General features: G+C 59.3%; 22 protein-coding genes. 14 read left to right on the top strand and 8 right to left on the bottom strand.

Annotated elements, in window-relative coordinates; all coding sequences use genetic code 11:
* The 7 genes from CBB63_RS05930 to CBB63_RS05900 all read left to right on the top strand — a co-directional run.
* Positions 1–1,174, top strand: a 1,174-nt coding sequence (locus CBB63_RS05930; protein WP_286698480.1) for a TolC family protein, incomplete at its 5' end; no start/stop codon positions are given.
* 11 nt (positions 1,175–1,185) lie between these two features.
* On the top strand, positions 1,186–2,544 hold the full coding sequence (locus CBB63_RS05925) for a multicopper oxidase family protein (protein ID WP_110476940.1): 1,359 nt from the start codon (positions 1,186–1,188) through the stop codon (positions 2,542–2,544).
* A gap of 46 nt (positions 2,545–2,590) precedes the next feature.
* Positions 2,591–3,307 carry a copper-binding protein gene (locus CBB63_RS05920; RefSeq protein WP_114865735.1) on the top strand — a complete coding sequence of 239 codons (717 nt, stop codon included), beginning with the start codon at positions 2,591–2,593 and terminating at the stop codon, positions 3,305–3,307.
* Positions 3,308–3,393: 86 nt separating this feature from the next.
* A complete protein-coding gene (locus tag CBB63_RS05915; RefSeq protein ID WP_221227930.1) occupies positions 3,394–3,924 on the top strand; it encodes a cupredoxin domain-containing protein in 531 nt (176 codons plus the stop codon).
* 8 nt (positions 3,925–3,932) lie between these two features.
* A complete protein-coding gene (locus tag CBB63_RS05910; protein ID WP_114865736.1) occupies positions 3,933–5,237 on the top strand; it encodes an ABC transporter transmembrane domain-containing protein in 1,305 nt (434 codons plus the stop codon).
* Positions 5,234–5,692, top strand: coding sequence for a c-type cytochrome (locus tag CBB63_RS05905; RefSeq protein ID WP_231024351.1), 459 nt, complete (start codon positions 5,234–5,236; stop codon positions 5,690–5,692). The genes CBB63_RS05910 and CBB63_RS05905 overlap by 4 nt, the downstream gene beginning before the upstream one ends.
* Before the next feature lie 55 nt (positions 5,693–5,747).
* Complete coding sequence (locus CBB63_RS05900) at positions 5,748–7,028, top strand: sialidase family protein (RefSeq protein WP_254693889.1); 1,281 nt, start codon at positions 5,748–5,750, stop codon at positions 7,026–7,028.
* 49 nt (positions 7,029–7,077) lie between these two features.
* Here CBB63_RS05900 and CBB63_RS05895 read toward each other — a convergent pair whose 3' ends face one another.
* The 5 genes from CBB63_RS05895 to CBB63_RS05875 all read right to left on the bottom strand — a co-directional run bounded on the left by CBB63_RS05895 (position 7,078) and on the right by CBB63_RS05875 (position 14,846).
* Positions 7,078–10,227 (bottom strand): efflux RND transporter permease subunit, encoded by a 3,150-nt coding sequence (locus CBB63_RS05895; RefSeq protein ID WP_114865737.1) that lies wholly within the window; start codon positions 10,225–10,227, stop codon positions 7,078–7,080.
* Positions 10,224–11,660 (bottom strand): efflux RND transporter periplasmic adaptor subunit, encoded by a 1,437-nt coding sequence (locus CBB63_RS05890; protein WP_114865738.1) that lies wholly within the window; start codon positions 11,658–11,660, stop codon positions 10,224–10,226. The genes CBB63_RS05895 and CBB63_RS05890 overlap by 4 nt, the downstream gene beginning before the upstream one ends.
* Complete coding sequence (locus CBB63_RS05885; RefSeq protein ID WP_114865739.1) at positions 11,657–12,055, bottom strand: FixH family protein; 399 nt, start codon at positions 12,053–12,055, stop codon at positions 11,657–11,659. Before CBB63_RS05885 ends, CBB63_RS05890 begins: the two co-directional genes overlap by 4 nt.
* 109 nt (positions 12,056–12,164) lie before the next feature.
* Positions 12,165–12,530, bottom strand: coding sequence for a hypothetical protein (locus tag CBB63_RS05880; RefSeq protein WP_286698479.1), 366 nt, complete (start codon positions 12,528–12,530; stop codon positions 12,165–12,167).
* A gap of 57 nt (positions 12,531–12,587) precedes the next feature.
* Positions 12,588–14,846 carry a heavy metal translocating P-type ATPase gene (locus tag CBB63_RS05875; protein WP_286698478.1) on the bottom strand — a complete coding sequence of 753 codons (2,259 nt, stop codon included), beginning with the start codon at positions 14,844–14,846 and terminating at the stop codon, positions 12,588–12,590.
* A gap of 271 nt (positions 14,847–15,117) precedes the next feature.
* Here CBB63_RS05875 and CBB63_RS05870 point away from each other — a divergent pair, with 271 nt between their 5' ends.
* Positions 15,118–15,864 (top strand): hypothetical protein, encoded by a 747-nt coding sequence (locus CBB63_RS05870; RefSeq protein ID WP_254693891.1) that lies wholly within the window; start codon positions 15,118–15,120, stop codon positions 15,862–15,864.
* A 119-nt stretch (positions 15,865–15,983) separates the two neighbouring features.
* On the opposite strand, the gene CBB63_RS05865 is transcribed toward CBB63_RS05870, so the two are convergent.
* The 3 genes from CBB63_RS05865 to CBB63_RS05855 form a co-directional block, all read right to left on the bottom strand.
* Complete coding sequence (locus CBB63_RS05865) at positions 15,984–16,211, bottom strand: hypothetical protein (RefSeq protein WP_009503808.1); 228 nt, start codon at positions 16,209–16,211, stop codon at positions 15,984–15,986.
* Between the two features lie 167 nt (positions 16,212–16,378).
* Positions 16,379–16,636 carry a helix-turn-helix domain-containing protein gene (locus tag CBB63_RS05860; RefSeq protein ID WP_037941711.1) on the bottom strand — a complete coding sequence of 86 codons (258 nt, stop codon included), beginning with the start codon at positions 16,634–16,636 and terminating at the stop codon, positions 16,379–16,381.
* Positions 16,637–16,760: 124 nt separating this feature from the next.
* Positions 16,761–17,012, bottom strand: a complete 252-nt coding sequence (locus tag CBB63_RS05855) for a hypothetical protein (protein ID WP_114865742.1) — start codon at positions 17,010–17,012, stop codon at positions 16,761–16,763.
* Between the two features lie 210 nt (positions 17,013–17,222).
* On the opposite strand from CBB63_RS05855, the gene CBB63_RS05850 reads away from it, so the two are divergent.
* The 6 genes from CBB63_RS05850 to CBB63_RS05825 all read left to right on the top strand — a co-directional run bounded on the left by CBB63_RS05850 (position 17,223) and on the right by CBB63_RS05825 (position 21,429).
* Complete coding sequence (locus tag CBB63_RS05850; protein ID WP_286698477.1) at positions 17,223–17,591, top strand: hypothetical protein; 369 nt, start codon at positions 17,223–17,225, stop codon at positions 17,589–17,591.
* A 43-nt stretch (positions 17,592–17,634) separates the two neighbouring features.
* Positions 17,635–18,249, top strand: coding sequence for a lytic transglycosylase domain-containing protein (locus tag CBB63_RS05845; protein WP_114865744.1), 615 nt, complete (start codon positions 17,635–17,637; stop codon positions 18,247–18,249).
* A 107-nt stretch (positions 18,250–18,356) separates the two neighbouring features.
* Positions 18,357–18,641, top strand: a complete 285-nt coding sequence (locus tag CBB63_RS05840) for a TrbC/VirB2 family protein (RefSeq protein WP_037941840.1) — start codon at positions 18,357–18,359, stop codon at positions 18,639–18,641.
* Positions 18,634–18,912 carry a VirB3 family type IV secretion system protein gene (locus tag CBB63_RS05835; protein ID WP_008327373.1) on the top strand — a complete coding sequence of 93 codons (279 nt, stop codon included), beginning with the start codon at positions 18,634–18,636 and terminating at the stop codon, positions 18,910–18,912. Before CBB63_RS05840 ends, CBB63_RS05835 begins: the two co-directional genes overlap by 8 nt.
* Complete coding sequence (locus CBB63_RS05830; RefSeq protein WP_286698476.1) at positions 18,902–21,265, top strand: VirB4 family type IV secretion/conjugal transfer ATPase; 2,364 nt, start codon at positions 18,902–18,904, stop codon at positions 21,263–21,265. The genes CBB63_RS05835 and CBB63_RS05830 overlap by 11 nt, the downstream gene beginning before the upstream one ends.
* Positions 21,262–21,429 carry a hypothetical protein gene (locus CBB63_RS05825; RefSeq protein WP_174226643.1) on the top strand — a complete coding sequence of 56 codons (168 nt, stop codon included), beginning with the start codon at positions 21,262–21,264 and terminating at the stop codon, positions 21,427–21,429. The genes CBB63_RS05830 and CBB63_RS05825 overlap by 4 nt, the downstream gene beginning before the upstream one ends.
* Positions 21,430–21,532: the final 103 nt, after the last annotated feature.

Here is a 21,532-nt window from a genome sequence, read left to right as displayed (position 1 = left end):
CTTGTCCGCTGCCGAAGCTTGGCAGCAATCGACGCCGGAAAACCCGATCGTCTCAATTGGCGTCCTGGGAATCGGTGCGCCTGAGCTCGGTGCCTACAGGGCGATAGAAGGGCTGATCCGGTCGAACGTCCTCGATGCCACCACGCGCAAACAGCGTATGGCCATTGCTGATGCAAGCTTCCGGCAGGCTCAGCTTGGTGCGGTTAATGACACCCTCGCGCTGGCCAATCAGACGCGAAAGGCATGGGTCGATGCAGTCGCCGCCTTCGAGGCAGTGAGCTATCTGCGGCGCGCGAAAGCGACCTCTGACGCCGGCTCTGAACTGGCGATGAGGTTGGGCGAGACCGGCGCACTCAACAAAGCTGGGCAGGCCCGCGAACAGGCATTCAATGCCGAACTGGCGGGGCAACTTGCACAGGCACGATTGAACGCCACTCGGTCCAAGGAGGCTTTGACCAGGTTGATGGGCCTCTGGGGCACCGAAGTCGATTATTATGTGCCAGATGCCCTTCCTGCACTGCCGCGTTCTGTCGGCCGTGTGACCGACATCGAGGCCAAGGCGCTAAGAAATCGGGTGGATCTGCGTGTTGCCAAACTTGGCCTGGAAGCGCAGGCCAAGGCGTTTGGTCTGACCGACCAGACCCGCATTGTCAGCGATCTGGAGATCGTTGCGGGAGCCGAATTTGAGCGTGAAGTTGAAGGCAGTGGCGACATTGAAACCAAGACTTTGCCTCAGGTGGAAGTGGAGTTCGCGATCCCGATCTACGACACCGGCAAGGCCCGGATGCGCAAGGCGGAATTGTCTTATCTTCAAGCGGCCAACGTGCTCGCAGAGAAGGCCGTGAACGTCCGGTCTGAAGCGCGCGGTGCTGAAGCCTCTTATCATGCCGCATACAAGATCGCGCGCCACTACCGCGACGTTCTGGTGCCGCTACGCACGACCGTCGAAGAAGAGGGTTTGCTGTCCTACAACGGCATGATCACCAACACTTTCGAGCTGCTAACTGATGTGCGCGAGAAACTTGCCGCATCCCTGGAAGCGGCAAATGCAAAACGCGAATTCTATATGGCACAGGCCGATCTGACCGCTGCGATCTATGGCGGCGGCGAAGGCGGCGGTGGTGCTGGTGGAGAAGGCGCAACGCTTGCCGCCGGTGGCGGCGCAGGACACTGAAAGGAACTGACATGTTGAACAGACGTCAATTACTCGGAGCCGGCGCCGCAGGTGCAACGCTGGTCTCTTCAAAAGCCTGGGGTCAAACCCTGAACATGGGCCTCCCCGAAGCCGCGCAGATGGACAGTGCGGCAACGGCGATTACGGCGCGTCCGTCGTCAGGGCCGGACTACACACCTGTGGTCACGCTGAACGGGTGGACCCTGCCGCACCGGATGAACAACGGGGTCAAGGAATTTCACCTCGTCGCCGAACCGGTAGAGCGCGAACTTGCAGACGGCATGATTGCGCATTTGTGGGGTTACAACGGCCAGTCCACCGGTCCAACGATCGAAGCTGTCGAAGGCGACCGGGTCCGCATCTACGTCACCAACAAGCTGCCGGAAGGCACCACGGTGCATTGGCACGGGCTCATCCTGCCCTCGGGCATGGATGGGGTCTCCGGGTTGAGTCATCCCAGCATCCCGCCAGGAAAAACGTTTGTCTACGAATTCGACTTGGTGAAATCAGGAACCTTCATGTACCACCCCCATGGCGACGAAATGACCCAGATGGCGATGGGGATGATGGGCATGTTCGTGGTCCACCCCAAGGATCCCACCTTCATGCCGGTGGATCGCGATTTTCTGATCATGCTGAATGCCTTTGACATCGATCCCGGCACATACGTGCCCCGCATCATGACGATGACGGACTTCAACCTGTGGACGTGGAACAGTCGGATCTTCCCCGACATCGATCCGCTGGTCGTGAACAAGGGCGACAAGGTGCGAGTACGCGTCGGCAACCTCACGATGACAAACCACCCGATCCACATGCACGGCTATGACTTCAAGGTCACCTGCACGGATGGTGGCTGGGTGCCGCCAGAAGCGCAATGGCCGGAGGTCAGCATCGACATCCCCGTGGGCGCGATGCGCGCCTATGAGTTCGTCGCAGACCATCTGGGTGACTGGGCGATTCACTGCCACAAGTCGCACCACACGATGAATGCCATGGGTCACGATGTGCCGACATTCATCGGGGTCAACAAGAAGCCGCTGACCCAGAAGATCCGTCAGTTCCAGCCGGAATACATGCCCATGGGCATGTCCGGCATGGGGGACATGGCGAAAATGGAAATGCCGCTGCCTGACAACACGATCCCGATGATGACGGGTTGGGGGCCCTACGGCCCCATCGAGATGGGCGGCATGTTTTCGGTCGTAAAGGTGCGGGACGGCATCGACGCGGACGATTACTCCGATCCCGGCTGGTACGAAAATCCTCCGGGCGAGATGGCCTACGAATGGACCGGCGAATTGCCCGAATTCGCGTCGAACAACAGTCCCAAGACCATTCTCACACCAAAACCAAACTCGAAGGGCTGAACGGCCCTTCGTCAACTCCAACCAAACCAACTTACAGGACAATGAAATGAGAAATCTTCTTTTGACGACAAGCTTCGCGTTGGTGCTTTCGGCACCAGCATTTGCCGCAGGCACACATGATGGCGGGCACGGTGAGACCAAGCCGGCCGCAATGATGATCGGTATGCCGGGTGAAGCCGCCAATGTGGACCGCACAATTGATGTCACTCTGCTCGAAAACGACGAAGGCGAAATGCTGATCGAGAGCGAAGAGATGACCATCAAGGAGGGTGAAACCATCCGCTTCAACATCACGAACAAGGGTGAGCTGGAGCATGAATTCGTCCTTGATACAGTCGAGCGCAACGCCGAGCACAAGATCGAAATGGCCAAGATGGATATGGAACACGACGACCCGAACCGAATCCGTCTCGATGCAGGCGCTTCGGGTGAGGTCGTCTGGACGTTCGCGAATGCTGGTACGTTCGAAGCGGCGTGCCTGATTCCGGGTCACTACGAATCCGGAATGCACCGTGCGGTCTCAGTGGGGGACCAGATGGCTCAGGCTGACGTGGAATATACGAGCGGGACCATCAAGAAGATCGACGCCAAGGCCGGCAAGGTCACAATCATCCACGGCCCTCTGGTCAACCTCGATATGCCCGCGATGACGATGGTGTTCCGCGCGGACGAAGCGATGATGGCCAAGATGGCGGAAGGTCAGGACATCGAGTTCGTTGCCGACCGGGTCAAGGGCAAGCTTACTGTCACGCGGATGAAGTGAAGATAGACAATGGGGCCGAGGCGAACACGCCCGGCCCCAACGTTTTGAGGCAATAAAATCAAGCGCTACGGAAATAGCCGAGCATTATGAATTTCCTGATAATCTGCACCACCGCCCTTGTGCTCGTCTTTCCGGCTTTCTCAGTGAACGCTTCTAGTGGCAAAGGCCAGCAACCTCATGCGCGGGCCTTTGAATTGCCTGGCCATGATGCGATCGGGAAGCCCGGTGTCGGTTCCTCATTCGACCGGACGATCGAAATATCCATCAGGGAGACAGAAAGCGGATACATGCTTTTCGAGCCGGACGCGATCCAGATTGAAAAGGGATCGGTCGTTCGGTTTTTGATCGGCAATACGGGCGCTCTGGATCACGAGTTCTTTCTCGGCTCCTTTGACGAAATTGCGAAACATCAGCAGTGGATGCGCGAACACCCCGATATGCAACATGATCGCGCCAACTCGGTTTTGATCCCAAGTGGACAAAATGCCGACCTGATCTGGGAGTTCTCCGATATGACAAACCTGGAGTTCGTGTGCTTGATACCCGGCCACCGGGAAGCGGGCATGTGGGGCGTCATCATGGTGCACGATCACCTTGCGCCGAAATCAAAGGGTTAGAATTTTTGATGTCACTCCTGGACAGGTATCACGTGCTTGTACACAACGTATCTGCCGCGTTTGGGTACGACTACAGCGATGCGACGCCAGACTGGGTTCACCCGTTCATTCATCTGATACTGGTCTTGGCACCCGCGCTGCTGATCACTGTCGGCTCATATCTTGCTATTCGCGGCATTCTCAAGCTTTGGAAGCGCCGTCACACCCCTACGTTCCACCCCGAACCCATACGGGGGCTTGAAGGCAGTCTTTTCAGCACGGTCCTGCGCTACTCCAGAAGGCAGCAGGCATTGATGATTGTCGTCAGCCTCATCGCGATGCCTATTCTATATTTGACCCTCGAACTGCCAAAGCAGATCGTCAACAACGCTTTGGATTCTGATCGTTTCCCCGTTGCCGTTTTGGGGCGAGACGTCGATCAGGTCGTTTTCCTAATGCTTCTCTGTGGTCTCTACCTTTTGGCGATCATCCTGAATGGGCTAAACAAATATGGCCTTAACGTGTTCAAGGGATATGTAGCTGAGCGTTTTCTGCGGCGCTTCCGGCTGCTGGTCTATCGGCAATGGCGCAGCGATCCCGACTCCCGAAACCAGAGCGAAATCGTCCCTATTCTCGCACAGGAAGTTGAGCCCATAGGTGGCTTCGCGGCAAATGTCCTCACGCTGCCAATCCTACAAGGTGGTACACTGTTGACGATCCTGTTTTTCATGTTCGTTCAGGACCCTGTGTTGGGTGCCGCCGCACTGACGGTGCTGCCAATCCAGCTCGTGCTGCTGCCCAAGCTACAGCGGCGTGTCAACGCCCTTTCACGTACAAGAATCAAGGAAGTCCGACAGCTCGGCAGACAGCTCAGCGAACAGTTGCATGAACGGCAGGTCAATCCGACCGGACTGCTACCGGCCGGAGCGAGTTTTAGAGAGCTTGAGCACGTCCGCAGGAAAATTTTCCGCCTGAAGTTCTTCATCAAGGCCCTCAACAATTTTCTTACCGCGCTGACCCCATTCCTGTTCTACTCATTGGGAGGATATTTCGTCATCGAAGGGCGTATTACACTCGGTGCCCTGGTGGCCGTCCTGGCCGCACACAAAGACTTCTCGGCACCGCTTAAAGAACTCTTCAATTACTATCAGACGCTGGAAGACACGCGGATCCGGTACCAGGAAATCACGACCTTTTTCAACAAATCGATCCAGCAATCCGCAATTGTTCAAGCAGACAACACCTTGCCGCAAGAGGTCAGTCAATTCGAGCAAGCCCCACTGAGATACCCGGCTTCGTCTCTTAAAAGGCAGAGGGCCATCGCAACATCATGAAAGAGTTTGATAGTATGAAATGGGCAGCGATATTTTTCGCTCTGGTCGCCGTCGCTGCAGCAGTATGGTTCATTGTGCAACCGAGCCACACTCGGACGGGCGTCCAGAGGGAGGAGGGCATCGCGCTTTCCGCGGGTGCTCTCGCTACTGTCAAGCTACCAAACAGTTTCACAGAGCAGGAGCAAATCGGCGCAAGCGCTTATGATGCGGTCTGTTCCGCTTGTCACGGTCGAAACGCGCAGGGTCAAGATGGCGTCGCTCCTCCGCTTGTTCACAAGATCTATGAACCCAGCCACCACGGCGACATGGCGTTTGTCCTCGCAGCGCAGAATGGAGTTCGGGCGCACCACTGGGAATTTGACAACATGCCAGCGGTTGAAGGCGTGACGCGCTCAGACATCCTTGCTATCGTGGCGTACATTCGAGCTTTGCAGCGGGCCAACGGAATTGACTAGGCACTTTCGTCGGTCAAAAGAAGGGGAGTTCGCGCACGGTCAATCAGCATTTGGTTTGCCACAGAAAAACAATAACGGTGGGAAAATTCTGTTCATGAGTAAATGTTCTGCTGCATCGACTCTGATCCTTGGTGCATTGCTCGCTTCGTCCACCGCATCATACGCGGAGGAAACCGGATTATTCAGATTGACCGACCGCGGATCACCGGTTGGCATCAATGCGCGCGAACCATCACTCGCACCCTTGTCGGATGGCAGGGTTTTACTGAGCTGGACCGAAGAAAGCGGAACCGAAGCGGAAGTTCGCATGGCCATCCTCAACGGCAGTGAGTGGTCGGACGTCCGCACAATTAATGTATCGTCAAAGACTTACATCAACTGGGCCGACTTCCCTTCGGTAGTGGCGCTTGCTGGTGGCGGTTTGGCGGCACAATGGTTAGAGCTGAATGGACCGGGCGATTACCAATACGACGTCAAAATCGCTTTTTCCAAAGATGAAGGCAGAAGCTGGACTGACTCGATTGTCCCTCACGATGACAGGTCTCAACGTGAGCATGGTTTTGTTTCGTTGGTACCCGACCAATTTGGTGGATTGACGGCGCTGTGGCTGGATGGCCGGGAGTATGACAGTCAGACAGAAGGCGACAGCTTCGAAAATGCGATGCAGTTGCGCGCGCGGCAGATCAACTTTGACGGAACGATGCAGCCAGAAAGCCTGTTGGATGTGCGCACCTGTACCTGTTGCCAGACTTCTGCAGCGCGGACTGCATCAGGCGACATCGTGGCGGTCTATCGTGACAGAACCGCCGATGAAATTCGCGATATATCGGCTGTCCGGCAGGCCGACGGGGAGTGGACGGAGCCCGCCACGATCCATAACGACGGATGGGAAATCGCCGGATGCCCCGTCAATGGCCCGGCCATTGATACCATGGGCGACAGGATTTCCGTTATCTGGTTCACGGCAGCCGAGAACGAGCCGAAGGTTCGTATCGCCTTTTCGGACGATGGCGGTGCGCAGTTCGACGAACCGCTCCGCATTGACCTCGGCGCAGCCGCAGGTCGGGTGGACGTCCTGCAATTTGCAGATGGCAGCGCATTGGCGCTCTGGATCGAATATGTGGGAGGCGGTGAAGCGATCGTCATGTGCCACGTAACGCCAGATGCCGGATGTGTCGCGCCTCAGGCGCTCCACATAAATCGAGGCGGCGGATCGGTCGGTTTTCCGAGGATGGCGCTTGGCGGAACCGGGGCGTTTGTGGCCTGGACGCAACCAATCAGCGGCGCGGACGGCAGTACCACCATTCGCGTCGTTGAAGTCGCTCTGACGCCATAGGTTTCAAGCATTCATCTCGATTCCCAATGCCTCCTTAATGCTGTTGCCCTTATTCTGCGGCCTGCCCGAGGGCCAAATCAGGCGCTGTACCGGCCTTCTTGAAGCTCCAGCCTTTGATGATGGCATAAACCGCCGGAATGACGATCAGGGTTAGCAAGGTTGACGACACCATACCTCCGATCATCGGCACTGCGATGCGCTGCATGATCTCGGACCCGGTTCCATGCGCCCAGAGGATCGGCATTAGGCCGGCCATGATTGCGACAACTGTCATCATCTTGGGGCGAACGCGATCTACTGCACCCACCATGATCGCGGCGTAGAGTTCGTCGCGGGTCAGGTCGCGGCCGCCCGCGCGGTCACGCGCTTCATTCAACGCCTGATCGAGATAGATCAACATGATCACACCGGTTTCAGCCGCCACCCCGGCCAGCGCGATAAACCCGACGGCCACCGCAACCGACATGTTGAAGCCCATGAACCACATGAGCCAAATGCCGCCCACCAGCGCGAAGGGCAGCGACAGCATCACGATCAGCGTTTCCGTCAGACGGCGGAAGTTCAGGTAAAGCAGCAGAAAGATCAGCGCCAGCGTTAACGGCACAACTGTGGCCAGCCGCTGTTTCGCACGGTCAAGGTACTCGAACTGCCCGCTCCAGCCCAATGAATAGCCGGGTGGCAGGGTGACGGAAGCCGCGACCGCCGCCTGCGCTTCGGCCACGTAGCCACCGAGATCGCGTCCGACGATATCGACGAAGATATAGACGGCAAGCTGTCCGTTTTCGGTGCGGATCGACGTGGCTCCGCGAGTGCGTTCGATGGTGGCTACGTCCCCGAGTGGAATTGTGCCACCGCCCGGCAGCGCCACTTGAACCTCGCGTCCGATGGCCTCCGGATCGGACCTCAGTGTCGCCGGATAGCGCACTGCGACGTCGTAGCGCTCGCGGCCCTCGACGGTCTGCGTGATGGCCTTGGCCCCCAATGCCATGCCGATCACCTCCTGCACATCCTGCACCGACAGACCGTAGCGGCCAAGGGCAGCGCGGTCGGGCGTGATGTCCAGATAATAGCCGCCAATCACCCGTTCGGCATAGGCGCTGGTCGTTCCTGGCACCGTGCGCACGACGGCTTCGACCTCACGGGCTACCTTTTCCATCTCGGTCAGGCTGGTACCGAAGACCTTGATCCCCACTGGTGTGCGGATGCCGGTGGACAACATGTCGATTCGCGCCCGGATCGGCATCGTCCAGGCGTTCGACACGCCGGGAAATTGCAGCGCGGCATCCATTTCCTGCCGCAGGCTTTCGATGGTGACACCGGGACGCCATTCGTCTTCCGGGCGGAGCTGGATGATCGTCTCGAACATCTCCGTCGGTGCTGGATCGGTCGCAGTCAGCGCGCGGCCTGCCTTGCCGAAAACCGACAACACTTCGGGGAAGGTCTTGATGATGCGGTCCTGGGTCTGCATCAGCTCGGCGGCCTTGGTGACCGAAAGCCCGGGCAGCGTGGTCGGCATGTACATAAGCGTGCCCTCGTTCAGGACAGGCATGAATTCAGACCCCAGCTGGCGCGCGGGCCAGATGGTGATTACCAGTGCCGCAATGGCCACGATGATCGTAAGGCTCTTGGCCTTCAACACGGCGCTGATAATCGGGCGGTAGACCGCGATTAGCACGCGGTTTACCGGATTCCTGTGTTCAGAGATGATCCGACCCCGCACGAAAACCACCATCAACGCAGGCACCAGCGTCACCGACAGGAACGCTGCTGCCGCCATCGAGAAGGTTTTGGTGTAGGCGAGCGGGCCGAACATGCGTCCCTCCTGTCCTTCAAGCGAAAAGATTGGCAGAAACGAGACAGTGATGATCAGCAAGCTGAAGAACAGCGCGGGGCCGACCTCGCTTGCCGCTTCGATCAGCACCTGGATGCGTGGCTTGTCAGGGGCGGCCCGTTCGAGGTGTTTGTGCGCATTTTCGATCATCACGATGGCCGCGTCGATCATCGCGCCGATCGCGATGGCAATGCCGCCGAGGCTCATGATATTGGCCCCGATCCCGAGAAATTTCATTGCCGTGAAGGCCATGAGCAATCCGACAGGCAGCATGATGATCGCCACGAGGGCGGAGCGGACGTGCAACAGAAAAATGATCGTTACCCCCGCCACGACAAGGCTTTCTTCGAGCAGCGTTGTTTTCAACGTCTCGATTGCCGACAGGATCAGGTCGGACCTGTCATAGACCGGCACGATGTCGACTCCTTCCGGCAGGCTTTGGGCCACCACGTCCAGTTCTGCCTTGGCGTTTTCAATCACATCCAGCGCATTGGCACCCACCCGCTGAAGCACGATACCACTGGCGACCTCGCCCTCACCGTTCAACTCGGCGATGCCGCGGCGTTCGTTGGGGACGATTTCGATCCGTGCGACGTCCTTCAGGTTGATCGGCACCCCGCCAATGCTGCGCAGGGTGATGTTGCCGATATCCTCGGTCCCCGCCAGATAGCCGCGTCCGCGCACCATGAATTCGAACTCGGACAGCTCCACCGTGCGCCCGCCGGTGTCCATGTTGCTCTCGGAGATGGCCTTGCCGATATCAGACAGCGTGATCCCCTGCGCGCGCATCCGGACCGGGTCAACTGTGACCGAGTATTGCTTAACGAAGCCACCGACACTGGCCACTTCGGACACGCCGTCTGCACGGCTGGCCCCGAAACGCACTACCCAATCCTGCAACGACCGCAATTCAGCAAGGCTCAGGTTCTCGCCGGTGATCGCATATTGGTAGACCCAGCCCACCCCCGTCGCATCCGGACCAAGGGCTGGTGTCACCCCGTCCGGCAGGCGAGCCGCTGCGGCGTTGAGGTATTCCAGCACGCGCGACCGCGCCCAGTACGGGTCAACGCCGTCCTCGAAGATGATGTAGACAAAGGAAATGCCGAAGAACGAAAACCCGCGCACGACGCGGGATCGCGGCACCGTCAGCATGGCCGAGGTCAGCGGATAAGTGACCTGGTCCTCCACCACCTGAGGGGCCTGACCCGGGTAGTCGGTCAGCACGATCACCTGCACGTCCGACAGATCGGGAATAGCGTCGATCGGCAAGTTGCGCAGTGACCAGACCCCGGCGGCGATGATCAGGGCCGTGGCAAAGAACACCAGAACAAGGTTCCGGGCGGACCATTCGATGACACGCGCGATCATTCGCTTGCCTCCGGGGAGGCCAGCGCAGCCAGGGCGGCGTTCAGGTTGCTTTCCGCGTCGATCAGAAAGGTCGAGGTGGTGACGACCCGGTCGCCCTCGGCAATACCTTCGCGGATTTCCACCATTCCGGAGGCCTGTCGCCCCACGACCACATCCTGCGGCGCGAATTTACCCTCTCCCATGTCCCGGATCACCACCTGGCGATCGCCGGTGTCGATCACTGACGTTTCCGGCACTTGCACCACGGGCGCGCCGTCGCCCGTCGCCAAAGCCACATCAGCAAACATGTTGACCAGCAGGCGTCCCTCAGTATTGGGCAGATCGATGCGGACGCGTGCAGTTCGGGTCTGCATATCGACCTCAGGGTATATCTTGTCGATCAAGCCGCTGAAGGTTTCGCCCGGCAGGCCGGGAAAGGTGATCGTGGCCGCGTTTCCGTCCGCAAGGCCCATCAGAGCGGATTCCGGCACGTCCGCAAAGACCCAGACAACCGAGGTATCGGCAATACGAAACAGCGTTTCGCCAGCCTCGGACATCATGCCTTCGACGGCCATTCGTTCCAGAACCACGCCCGACCGCGGTGCCATCAGGCTGATTTGCACCGGCGCACGCCTGTCCGCCGCGATCTTGTCGATCACTGACACGGGAACTCCCAGGTTTGCCAGCCTTTGACGGCTGCCTTCCACGCGCCCTTCACCACTTCGCAGGTCCGAAACATACTGTGCGGCCGCCGAGACGATATCCGGAGAATAGAGCATCGCCAGCGGTTCGCCCGCTTCAACGATTGATCCGGTCGTTACATCCTCAACTTCTTCGATGAAAGCATCTGCACGCAATGAAATGACGCTTACCCGACGCTCATCCAGCGCGACGATCCCCGGCGCTCGCACCGTCATTGCCATGGGCTTGAGCACCGCAACTGACGTACGTACGCCGGTGCGCTGTAGTTTGCCGGGCGATACCGTCACCGATCCGGCATCTTTTGCCTCATCGGCAAAAACGGGAAGGTAGTCCATGCCCATGGAATCCTGCTTAGGCACCGGCGACGTATCGGGCAGGCCCATCGGATGCCGGTAGTAGAGAACGGTTCGTTCGCCAATTTTCGCCTCTAGGGGGTTGGGCGCCTCTGGGTCAAACGACACATCTTCGCTTGCCAGCACCGGCAGAAACGCCTCGCCATCGACGGTGTCGGTCGGCACCGCGGACCACTCGGCAAGACCGTCAGGGTGTCGATAGTAGATAATCGGGCCCATCGCCGATCGGATTTCGGCCGGCATCGCATCAGCTCTACGTCCCAAAAGTGCTGTGAGCTGCGTCTGCGCCACATCCGTCAGCATCGCAGGCGTCCAGCCTTTGCCGCCCGCCGCAAGGCCAACCCATCCAGCCGCGCTGCCAACGACGGCGATCAGCACCAGTTTGCCAAAGGCGCTCATGGCTGTACCTCGATCACGATCTGTGCCTGAACGGTTTCCATCTCGCCCTGCACCTTGGCCGCAACGGAAAAGCGCCAGTTTCCGTCCATCGTCAGATCGGCAGAGAAGCGATAGAGACCCTGCTCTTCGCCGGGTAACGCCAAGACCGGTGAAGTCATCGTCTCCATCCCGTCCGGCGCCATATCCAACCTTGTGGCAAAGATGACGGCGCCCTCCACGGGCGCATTGGTGCGGGTATCAATCAGACGAACTTCTAGAACCGCATCGTCTCCGAAGGCATAAGTCGTCTCGACAAGAACGAGAATGTAGTCAGATGCAGCGGCCTGTGCCACCGGCACGGAAAGCTGGGCTGCGACCACGAGGGCAGCAAGGGCGCTGTGAATATAACGGGGCATGATACGCCTGTATTGACGGGCAACGGGAACGCCGACCATCGTATCGACCTGGAACTGGTCTAAACGTTACATCGGCGCGCGGCTTTTGGTGCGACAAGCACCAGAACCGCTATGCCTTGGGCGGTCTTTGCAATCCGCCGTCCGCGTGTTGCAGGATCGCCGTCGCCTCGGTCCGCAAGAACCCGGCACGTCCGGAGCGAGGCAGGTTCGCCAGGATCACCCGTTCGAGCCCGGCCACGATCGGGACCACACGACATTGCGTCGTGGAAATGCAGGCAGCATCGCATTCCGGCATATCCGGACAATCACTCGGGCAGCAATCGCTCTGCATGGCCATTTCAGGCGCTGGGTCCACGCTTGAAATGGACGCGAAGGTGGTTTGCGCCAGAACAGCGCCAACCAACAGAGCAACCAGAAAAAGGCGCGTTTTGAATAACATGCAACATGCTATGCTGAAGTTCTCATAGATCAGCAATACACGTTTTGCTGAAGTAGAAGTATCGACCGTTTCCACGTTCAAAACGCGGATCGTCTAAAGCCTCAATCGTCGCAGTCTGAGCGCGTTCGCGATGACAGAGACCGAAGACAAGCTCATGGCGGCGGCGGCGAACATGGGCGACATCAGCAGGCCAAAGACGGGGTAAAGCACACCCGCAGCCAGGGGCACACCGAGCGTGTTGTAGGCAAAGGCCCAGAACAGGTTCTGGCGTATGTTGCGGATCGTCGCCACCGCCAGCGTCCGTGCCTTGACGATACCGTTTAAATCGCCGCGCAAGAGAGTGATGCCCGCGCTTTCCACTGCCACGTCCGCACCCGTGCCCATGGCAAGGCCGACATCCGCTGCGGCGAGGGCCGGCGCGTCGTTGACGCCATCTCCGGCTATTGCGACCTTCTTGCCATCGGCGTGCAGTTCGTCCACCAGCGCCTTCTTGTCTTCCGGCAGAACGCCGGCACGTACTTCGTCGATGCCAAGCCGCTGCGCCACGGCCCTTGCCGTGCGTTCGTTATCCCCCGTAGCCATGATAATCCGCAGGCCCGCCTCGTGCAGTTCCTTGATGGCCTCGGCCGTCGTTTCCTTGATCGGGTCGGCGACGGCGACGATGCCGGACAGTTTTCCTTCTATGGCCACGAACATGGCCGTCTTGCCTTCGCTGCGCAGAACATCTGCCGCCTGCTCGGCTGCGGAGGTGTCGAGGGACATGTCGCGCATCATCGCGGTGTTGCCAAGCGCGACGGCCCGGCCCGAGACGGTCCCGCTCACACCCTTGCCGGTCACCGCCTCGAAGTTTTCGGCATTGCCGACCTTGATGCCCTTTTGCTTCGCGCCTTCGACTATGGCCTCTGCCAGCGGGTGCTCCGAGCCTTTTTCCAGTGCCGCGGCCAGAGTCAGAATGGTTTCCTCGGTCTCTTCGCCCAGAGCGTTCACATCGGTCAGCTTCGGCTTGCCCTCGGTCAGGGTGCCGGTCTTGTCCACGATCAGCGTATCGACCTTGGCCATGCGTTCCAGCGCTTCGGCGTCCTTGATCAGGACACCCGCCTGCGCACCGCGACCTGCGGCCGTCGTGATCGAAATCGGGGTCGCCAGACCCAGAGCACAGGGGCAGGCGATGATCAGCACTGACACCGCCGAGGCGATGGCAAAGACGAGCGCCGGTTCGGGCCCGAAGCCGAGCCAAGCGGCGAAGGAAACGATGGCGACCACGACAACGGTAGGCACGAAATAGGAAGAAACCTTGTCCGCAAGCCCCTGGATCGGTGCACGGGATCGCCGCGCGTTGGAGACCATCTCTACGATCTGACTCAGCATCGTGTCGGCACCGACACGGGCGGCCTCTATGACAAGGGAGCCGTTCTTGTTGATCGTGCCGCCGGTGACCGTATCGCCGGGGCCTTTTTCGACCGGCAACGGTTCGCCAGTGATCATGCTCTCGTCGATGGAAGACGTGCCGTCAATGACCTTGGCGTCGACGGGGACCGCGTCGCCCGGGCGAACTCTCAGGCGATCGCCCTCGACGATGTTTTCCAGCGGTGCGTCGTATTCCGTGCCGTCGGGCAGAATGCGTCGCGCGGTTTTCGGCGCTAGATCGAGCAGCGCCCGGATGGCATCGCCGGTCCGTTCCCGCGCCCGCAATTCCAAAACCTGTCCGACGAAAATCAGAGTGATGATAACGACGGCGGCTTCAAAATAGGTACCGACTCCCGCGCCCATCCGGTAAGCCTCCGGAAACACGCCCGGAAGGAACGTCGCGACCAGCGAATAGATGTAGGCCGCGCCGACACCAATCGCGATCAGCGTCCACATGTTGGGCGAGCGGTTCACGATCGACGCCCATCCCCGCACGAAAAACGGCTTCGCTGCCCACAACACGATAGGCGTCGCCAGCAGGAACTCGATGTATGTCGCCAGCCGATGTCCGATCCAGTCCCGGACCGGCAAACCGACCAGCTCTCCCATAGTCAAGATAACCAAAGGAACGGCTGCGGCGGCACTGATCCACATCCGGCGGGTAAAGTCGGTCAGTTCTTCGCTGGGTTCATCCGACGGCACCATCGGTTCAAGCGCCATGCCGCAGATCGGACAGGCGCCGGGCTCGTCACGAACTATCTCGGGGTGCATTGGGCAGGTGTACTGAGTTCCGGCTTTCGGGGTCATGCTGTGATCCGATGCCGTACCTGAGGCATAGTAGATCGGATCGGCCTCGAACCTGGTCTGGCACTTATCGGAGCAGAAGTAGAAGGTTTCACCGTCATAATCCGCCTGACGGGCCTGCGGAGACATAGTGACGGACATGCCGCAAACTGGATCCTTGGCCTGATCGGATGACCGCTCTCGCGGGTGCGGTTCTGTTACCTGTATCATGCTCTAGCCCTCCAAAATGATGCCAACTCCTAAGATGGGGCTTCCAGCAACGGGAAGGTCAAGCTTGGATTGCTGATTAGCGAAGGAAAGCTGATTGATACTGTCATTAAATTACATAATAACTATTACCGGTCCAAAATCTTAGTGTTGCGATAGTATATTATCGTAGATATGCTGAGCCTAGTCACAGAGGGCCCTCAGCATGCGTCATCTATTTAAGAAGCTCCTCCCGTCGGTCGCAGTCGCTTTGACTGTGACAAGTTCTTTGCTGCCGATGCCCGCTCGCGCGCAGACATACCCGATCGATTGCGCGATCCTCTTGTGCTTGTCTGGCGGCTGGCCTGCTTCCGTTCCTTGCGCCCGAGCACGCGCCGAATTCATCCGACGAATTACGCCTTGGCCGGTGGAACCTCCGCTTCAAATCTGGCGCTGCCCTATGGGCGCTTCCTTTGAGACCGCTCCAGCACCAAACAGTTCAGACCGCATCTTTGAAGCGTTCTTCCAGTACAACAGCACTGGTCTGCGACAATCCTTTCCAGCGCGCGATACCGCTGACCCAATTGCGGCCGCTTGGCGCACCACAGAAGCCCCGGACTACCTTGTTCCCGCCGAGCAGGCCATCCGGCTCGTTCAAGATCGCGCGGACATCGATATCAGCGGACCTGAGTTCAACTTCGTGCAGTCCATTCGCGTCTTTGATGTCCGGTATGCGCGACAGCACGAATCCGGACGCGACGGCGATTGCAACCGTAGTGCCACCGTGGTCCTCGGCACATATGGAACGCAAGGTGACTTCGCCTGGCAGAGGTCCTCCATAACCGCCCTACCAGCCGCCCATGCCGGTCTCGAACGATGGGGCCAGAATTGCCCCAGTATCTATCATCAATCCGTTTTCGTCGACTGGCGTGACTACGAGGGCAACTACGGCTTTGAACAGGTGAACTACTGAACTTGCGCGAAATGGCTCGGACTGTAAGATTGGTTTCGCGGACATGTGCAATGCCACCTCGCGCGTTAGTCGTCGCAGTGCGGTTCGGCATTTCGGCAAACGCCGCAGGGTAGCCCTCCTCACCCGCCCTCGTCTCTTCCGATCCGCATGAGCGCCTCGAAGTCGATTTCTTGCTTCTGTTCGTCACTTATATCCGGCCGGATTTTCGATACCGGCTGGGGTCCATGGACGTCCCACATCACCGCGTGCGCGCCTGTAGTCCAGCTATAAACCCAACCAACAACGCTGCGCCCGTCGGTCCCGATCAGATTGGCAATCGCGACGCCTTCACCATTATCATCGTCCACTGTTTACTGACTTCCTGCACTTTGGCGCTGCAATCGCGGCATCGTGTTCTCAGGCTTCGCCTGCACAGCATGACGCAATTGGTGGATGTTGGCTAACTGCTCTTCCTTGAGGTAGCGGATTTCACGAAGGGACATCCAAAGCGGTACGCCCCAAATTTGCATTGCTCTCAAATCCTATGGTCGGGCTCCGTGGCGGCTTCAACGATCCCGAGAACCTCATAGGGGTCAAAGCCGATGGCGCGGGCGAGGACAACCAGCTCGACGACGTCGACCCGGCGCTGGCCGCTTTCAAGGCGGGCAATGAGGGATTGGTGGCATCTGAGCTTAGTCGCCAATTCAGCCTGTCCAAGGCCTGCCTTGATTCGGGCGTCGACCAACGCCTGGCAGAGTGCCACCTGTCCCGTGCTTCTGATTGTCTTTGCCACGCGTCACATACCTTTTGTGACGTCGCTAGCGGATGAAATCTGTTATCTAAAAAGTAGATATNTGAGGGNGTTATCGGCGTCTGGTTTCCATGGGCTGCAAGTCTGATGCTCCCGAGGTCGCCCATCAATCCCCTACCAATTGCAGAAATCGGCCATAGTCCTCGCTGACTTCGCGCGCTTCCTCGAAGGCACGGGCCCGTTCACCGTCGAGGCAACGGAAGTAGTTCTGGATATCCTGGATGTAATCTTCGAAATCGCCACGGATGATGTCCGCATATTCCCGCGCCGCCAGCGAATCGCTTGGTAGAAAAGGGCGGGTTGGGGCGAAGCAGGATTCCGCCAAAACCAGCCCGGGAACGCAGATCAGAGGGACCATAGATTGCAATGGCAGCAGTCCAGTCAACCTTGGGTTTGTCAAACCTGTTATCTCCTTGATCGCGGACACTAGCCGTGACTAGTGTCCGCGTGACTAAACTACAGCTGACGCATGATATTACATCTTGCGGTTGAAAGTATACTATCGTAACTCTGGGCTTCAAGTGAAAATGCCTAGGGTCGCGCCATTGAAGAAAGCGTGAGCCGGGCCATGAACTGGGACATCGAAGCACCAAATGTGGTTACGGAAGCCAGGTTCCGCGANCTCGTGGAAAGCGGCTATAGCGCAGAAATCCTGTGCCAGGAGTCGGCACATAAGAAAGGCCCCAGCTATTACGGGGTCTGGATCATGCGCGTTGTCTCTGATGACGGGGTGGAAAAGCTCCTCGTCACCGCCCGNACGCGGACGACCTACAACGATATCAAGATCCGCGAGTTCAAGACGGTCTCCGGCGTGGTGTCTTTCTTCATTGGCCTTGGTTTTGCGCATGTCGACCTGCCGCTTGAGGCGGGAACAAGCCGCACGCATAAACTCGCCCCGCCAGACAAAGCCCCATCAGACAAGGGCGCTGACAACTAACCTCGTCTGCCTCTGGCTGGTCGCCATGCCAGCCTCCGCGCAAATGGTCCTGGTCATGGATAGCGACGGCTCTCTTACCCCGTCGCGCTCCCAAAGCAGCTTTGCTCGAAACTACAATGACGGGATTGGTCAGGGTTCGGCCTCCGATGGGATCGCGATCCTCGGCGAGGTAGAGGCCGAGCAAGAGGGCGTCCAAGTTGCGGCCTTTGCCCGCCTGACTCCCCTGCCCCGCGCCGATGTTCTCTCTGGGATTCAGACCACGGCCTTGCGCTATGCCGGCCATCCCGGCCTGCGTCGCGCGGGGCTTTCCGTGACGGATTGGATGGCTCTCTATCGAGCCAATATCGAGGTTGAGAGCGCCTATCGGCAGAATGCGATTTCAAGTGCAGGTGCCATTGGCCTTGGCCAGTTAATGCCCGCCACGGCCAGTGATCTGGGCGTTGACCCGCGTGACCCTCAACAAAACCTCGACGGCTCCGCCCGATACCTCGCGATGATGCTGGAGACGTTCGGCGATCCGCGTCTTGCCCTCGCTGCCTACAACGCCGGCCCGGATTCGGTCCGCCAGTATGGCGGCATTCCCCCCTACCGAGAAACCCAGAACCACGTGGCCCGTGTCATGGCCGTCGTAGCCCGATTGGAAGGATCAAATTCATGATGTCCCAGCCTTTTTGGAAATCATTCCTAAAAACACTTATCGGCAATGTCACGAGAGCGCGCAGCGCGGCAGTGCATTGGCGATACCGCTTTTTCCAAACAAGTTGGATTTCACACCTCTTTGTCGCCTCGCTGGCGCTCTTTCTGGTATTCGCTGAGCCTGCGCTTGCGCAAAGCATTGATCTTTCCCCGATTCAGAGCCTGTTGCAGGGCATCGTTGATGCGCTGACCGGCCCGCTCGGCGTCGTGATCGCCACACTCGCCGTTCTGGGCGTGTTCCTCAGCTGGTTCTTCAATATCATCGATCTGCGACAGGCCCTCTGGGTTCTCGTCGGCATTGCCGGTGTTGCCGCCGCTCCCACTATCGTTGCCGCAGTTTTCGCCGGTGGCTGAGCGCTCGCCTCTCTTTCTCGGCCTCGTGCGCCCGCCCAAGCTTCTGGGCCTGCCCATCATGTACGCGATGGTCTGGCTTTTCGGCTCGGTGCTCTTGTTCGTCTGGGTCCAGCACATCGCGGTGCTGGGTGTGGCGGCCCTGCTCTACCCGGTGCTCTGGAAGGCTGCGGATTGGGACCCACGCTTCATCGACGTGATGATGACGGCGCTGCAAGAGACGCCGCCCACGCGGAACCGCTCCATCCACGGCGGGGACAGCTATGCCCCGTGAAGCCGCGCTTGATCTCCGCACGATGACGCCGGACTGGTACGCGCACGAGACCCGCCTCGCGCACATGCTGCCCTATGTGAGCCTCGTCGATGACCAGACCGTGCGGACCCGGGTCAACGAGCTTTTCCAGTGCATCCGGCTCGACGGGGTCAATAGCTACACGACCGATGACGCCTATCTCGACAAGGTGACCGCGCTCTTTGCCCGGATCATTGCGCAATTGGGGCCGGAGTTCAGCCATTACGTCCATAAGGTCTCGAAGGCGATCACGCCGGACCTCGAGCCGCTGCGCGAGGACAGTTTCGCGGGAGAAGNCGACCGGCNCTGGCGCAAGAAGCTAGAGACCAGCGGGCTGCGCGACAAGACGCTCACCCTTACGATCATCCATCGCCCGCCTCCAAAAAGCGTCCTGCCATTCCTGAACCGCAGCGCGCCGGATCGCCTCAAGGAAGCGACCGAGAAGCGCCTTCGCCGATTGGGCGAGGCCGTGAACGTGTTCCTGTCTGGCCTGACGGAGCTGAATCCACGTGTGCTTTCGGCCAAGTCCGGCGAGTTGATCGGCTTTCTGGGGGCCCTCAACACTGGCCAGGAACTGCCGCTCTATCCGGCGAACACCTATGGCTTCCTGTCCTTCAACGTCGCCAACACGCGAGTGACGTTTCAAGGCGATCACTTCGAGCTCTCCGAAGGCGTCGTGGGACACCGCTACGGCAAGAGTTTCACCATCGGGGAATACTCGGAAGGCACCTCCTGCACCATTTTCGACATGCTGAACCTGCCGGTCGACATGATCGTCACCCATTCCTTCACGCCGATCAATTCGAACCTCATGGCAGGCCGCATCAAGCGGCAAAAGCGCCAGATGCAGGCCTCCCAGGACGCGGCCCTGTCGCTGATGGAAGCGCTCGACATCGCCGCCGATGATCTGGAGGCCAAACGCCAGAGCTTCGGCGAGCACCACATGGTGGTGACGATCTTCTGCGATACGCTGGACGAGTTGCAAACGCTCAGCGCCGAGATCGTCAACGCCGCTGCCGCCGAAGGCGTGAAGATGATCGGCGAGCGGGTCGCGGCCAAAGCCCACTACCTCAGTCAGCATCCCGGCAACCAGCCGAAACGCGTGCGTGCCAGTGCGATCACCAACCGTAATTTCGCCGACTTCGCGGCGTTTCATCGGACCCAGCTCGGCAAGCCTGCTCAGAAAACACCCTGGGGCAAGGTCATCACCTACTTGCCCACGCCCGAACAGAGCGCTTACCGGTTTTCCTATCACGAGCAGGGATCGCCCGACAAAGAACCGACCAGCGGCCATACCCTGATCATGGGGCGGCCCGGGTCCGGCAAATCGGTGCTGTCAGCCTTTCTGATGACCCAGGCCCGTCGCGCAGGGGCGCGGATCTTCGTCTTCGATTACCGTCTTGGCATGGAGATGGCGGTGCGCGCCAATGGCGGGCGCTACGCCTCCCTGAACGCCGGCCAGCCCACGGGTCTCAACCCGCTCTGGACCGAGACCGATGCGCGGGGCACCGCGTGGCTCTCGGACTGGCTCACCACACTGCTCTACCGCGCCGACAAGCCTCTGACCCCTGCGCAGACCAACCGCATCCAGGAAGTCGTGCGCCAGAACGCGCAGGCCACAAACCCGGCCCTACGGAACTGGCGGGATTTCGCATCGCTCTTTGTCTCCACCGACGATGGCGGCGATCTGCACCAGCGTTTGCTCGAGTGGACCGAAGAGGGCCGCTATGGCTGGATCTTCGGGCAGACGCTGGAAGACACGTTCTCGCTCGAAGGCGATGTCGTCGGGTTCGATCTCACCGGCATTCTCGACAGCGAGGCCGAGAAAGAACGCATGGCGGTCCTCTCCTATCTCTTTCGCCGGGTCGAGCGCGAGATCGAGGATCGCCGCCCCACCATCATCGTCATCGACGAGGCCTGGAAGGCGCTCGACAACGCGTATTTCGCCGAGCGGCTGTCGAACTGGCTCGTGACCGCGCGCAAGCAGAACACCGTTGCGGTAATGATGACGCAATACGCCAGCCAGCTCGAGCGCACCCGGACCGGCAAGACTATCGTCGAGGCCGTGCCGACGCAGATCCTGCTCCCCAATATCCGCGCCAACGCCTCGGATTACGCCATGCTGAACCTGACGGAGAAGGAACTCGATGTCCTTCTTAACACGGGCAGCAACAGCCGCTTGGCGCTGATCCGTGACGATCAGGGCTCGATCGTCGTCGATGCCGATCTCAGTGCTCTCGGGCCCAATCTCACCATCCTCGGCGGCATGGAGAAAGGCGAAGCGCTCGTCGGCGCCGATTACCGCGACCACCCTGATTTCTGGAGGCTTTCATGACCCGTATCTTATTGTTCCTCGCCGCCCTCGGCCTGCTCGCCTCCTGTGCGCAGTATCGCGAACCGCAGGCCAATTGCTTCACCTTCCTCGCCTCCACCGCAGCCATCTCGCCTGATTGCACCTTCACGCCCCTTGGCACACCGGAGGGCGACATTGAGGTCTAGCCTGCCCCATATCCTGGCACTTTGTGTCAATCGCAGAGTAAAAGTGGGCCAGGTCGCGGCATAAAAAGGGGCCACTGCGTTTGATGTTGTTTTGCGCTTTGGC

The organism is Sulfitobacter sp. TMED3, from assembly GCF_002167505.1.
Lineage (GTDB): Bacteria > Pseudomonadota > Alphaproteobacteria > Rhodobacterales > Rhodobacteraceae > Sulfitobacter > Sulfitobacter pontiacus.
The sequence above is the reverse complement of the archived record's forward strand: the minus strand, read 5'-3'. Positions and strand labels throughout refer to the sequence as shown.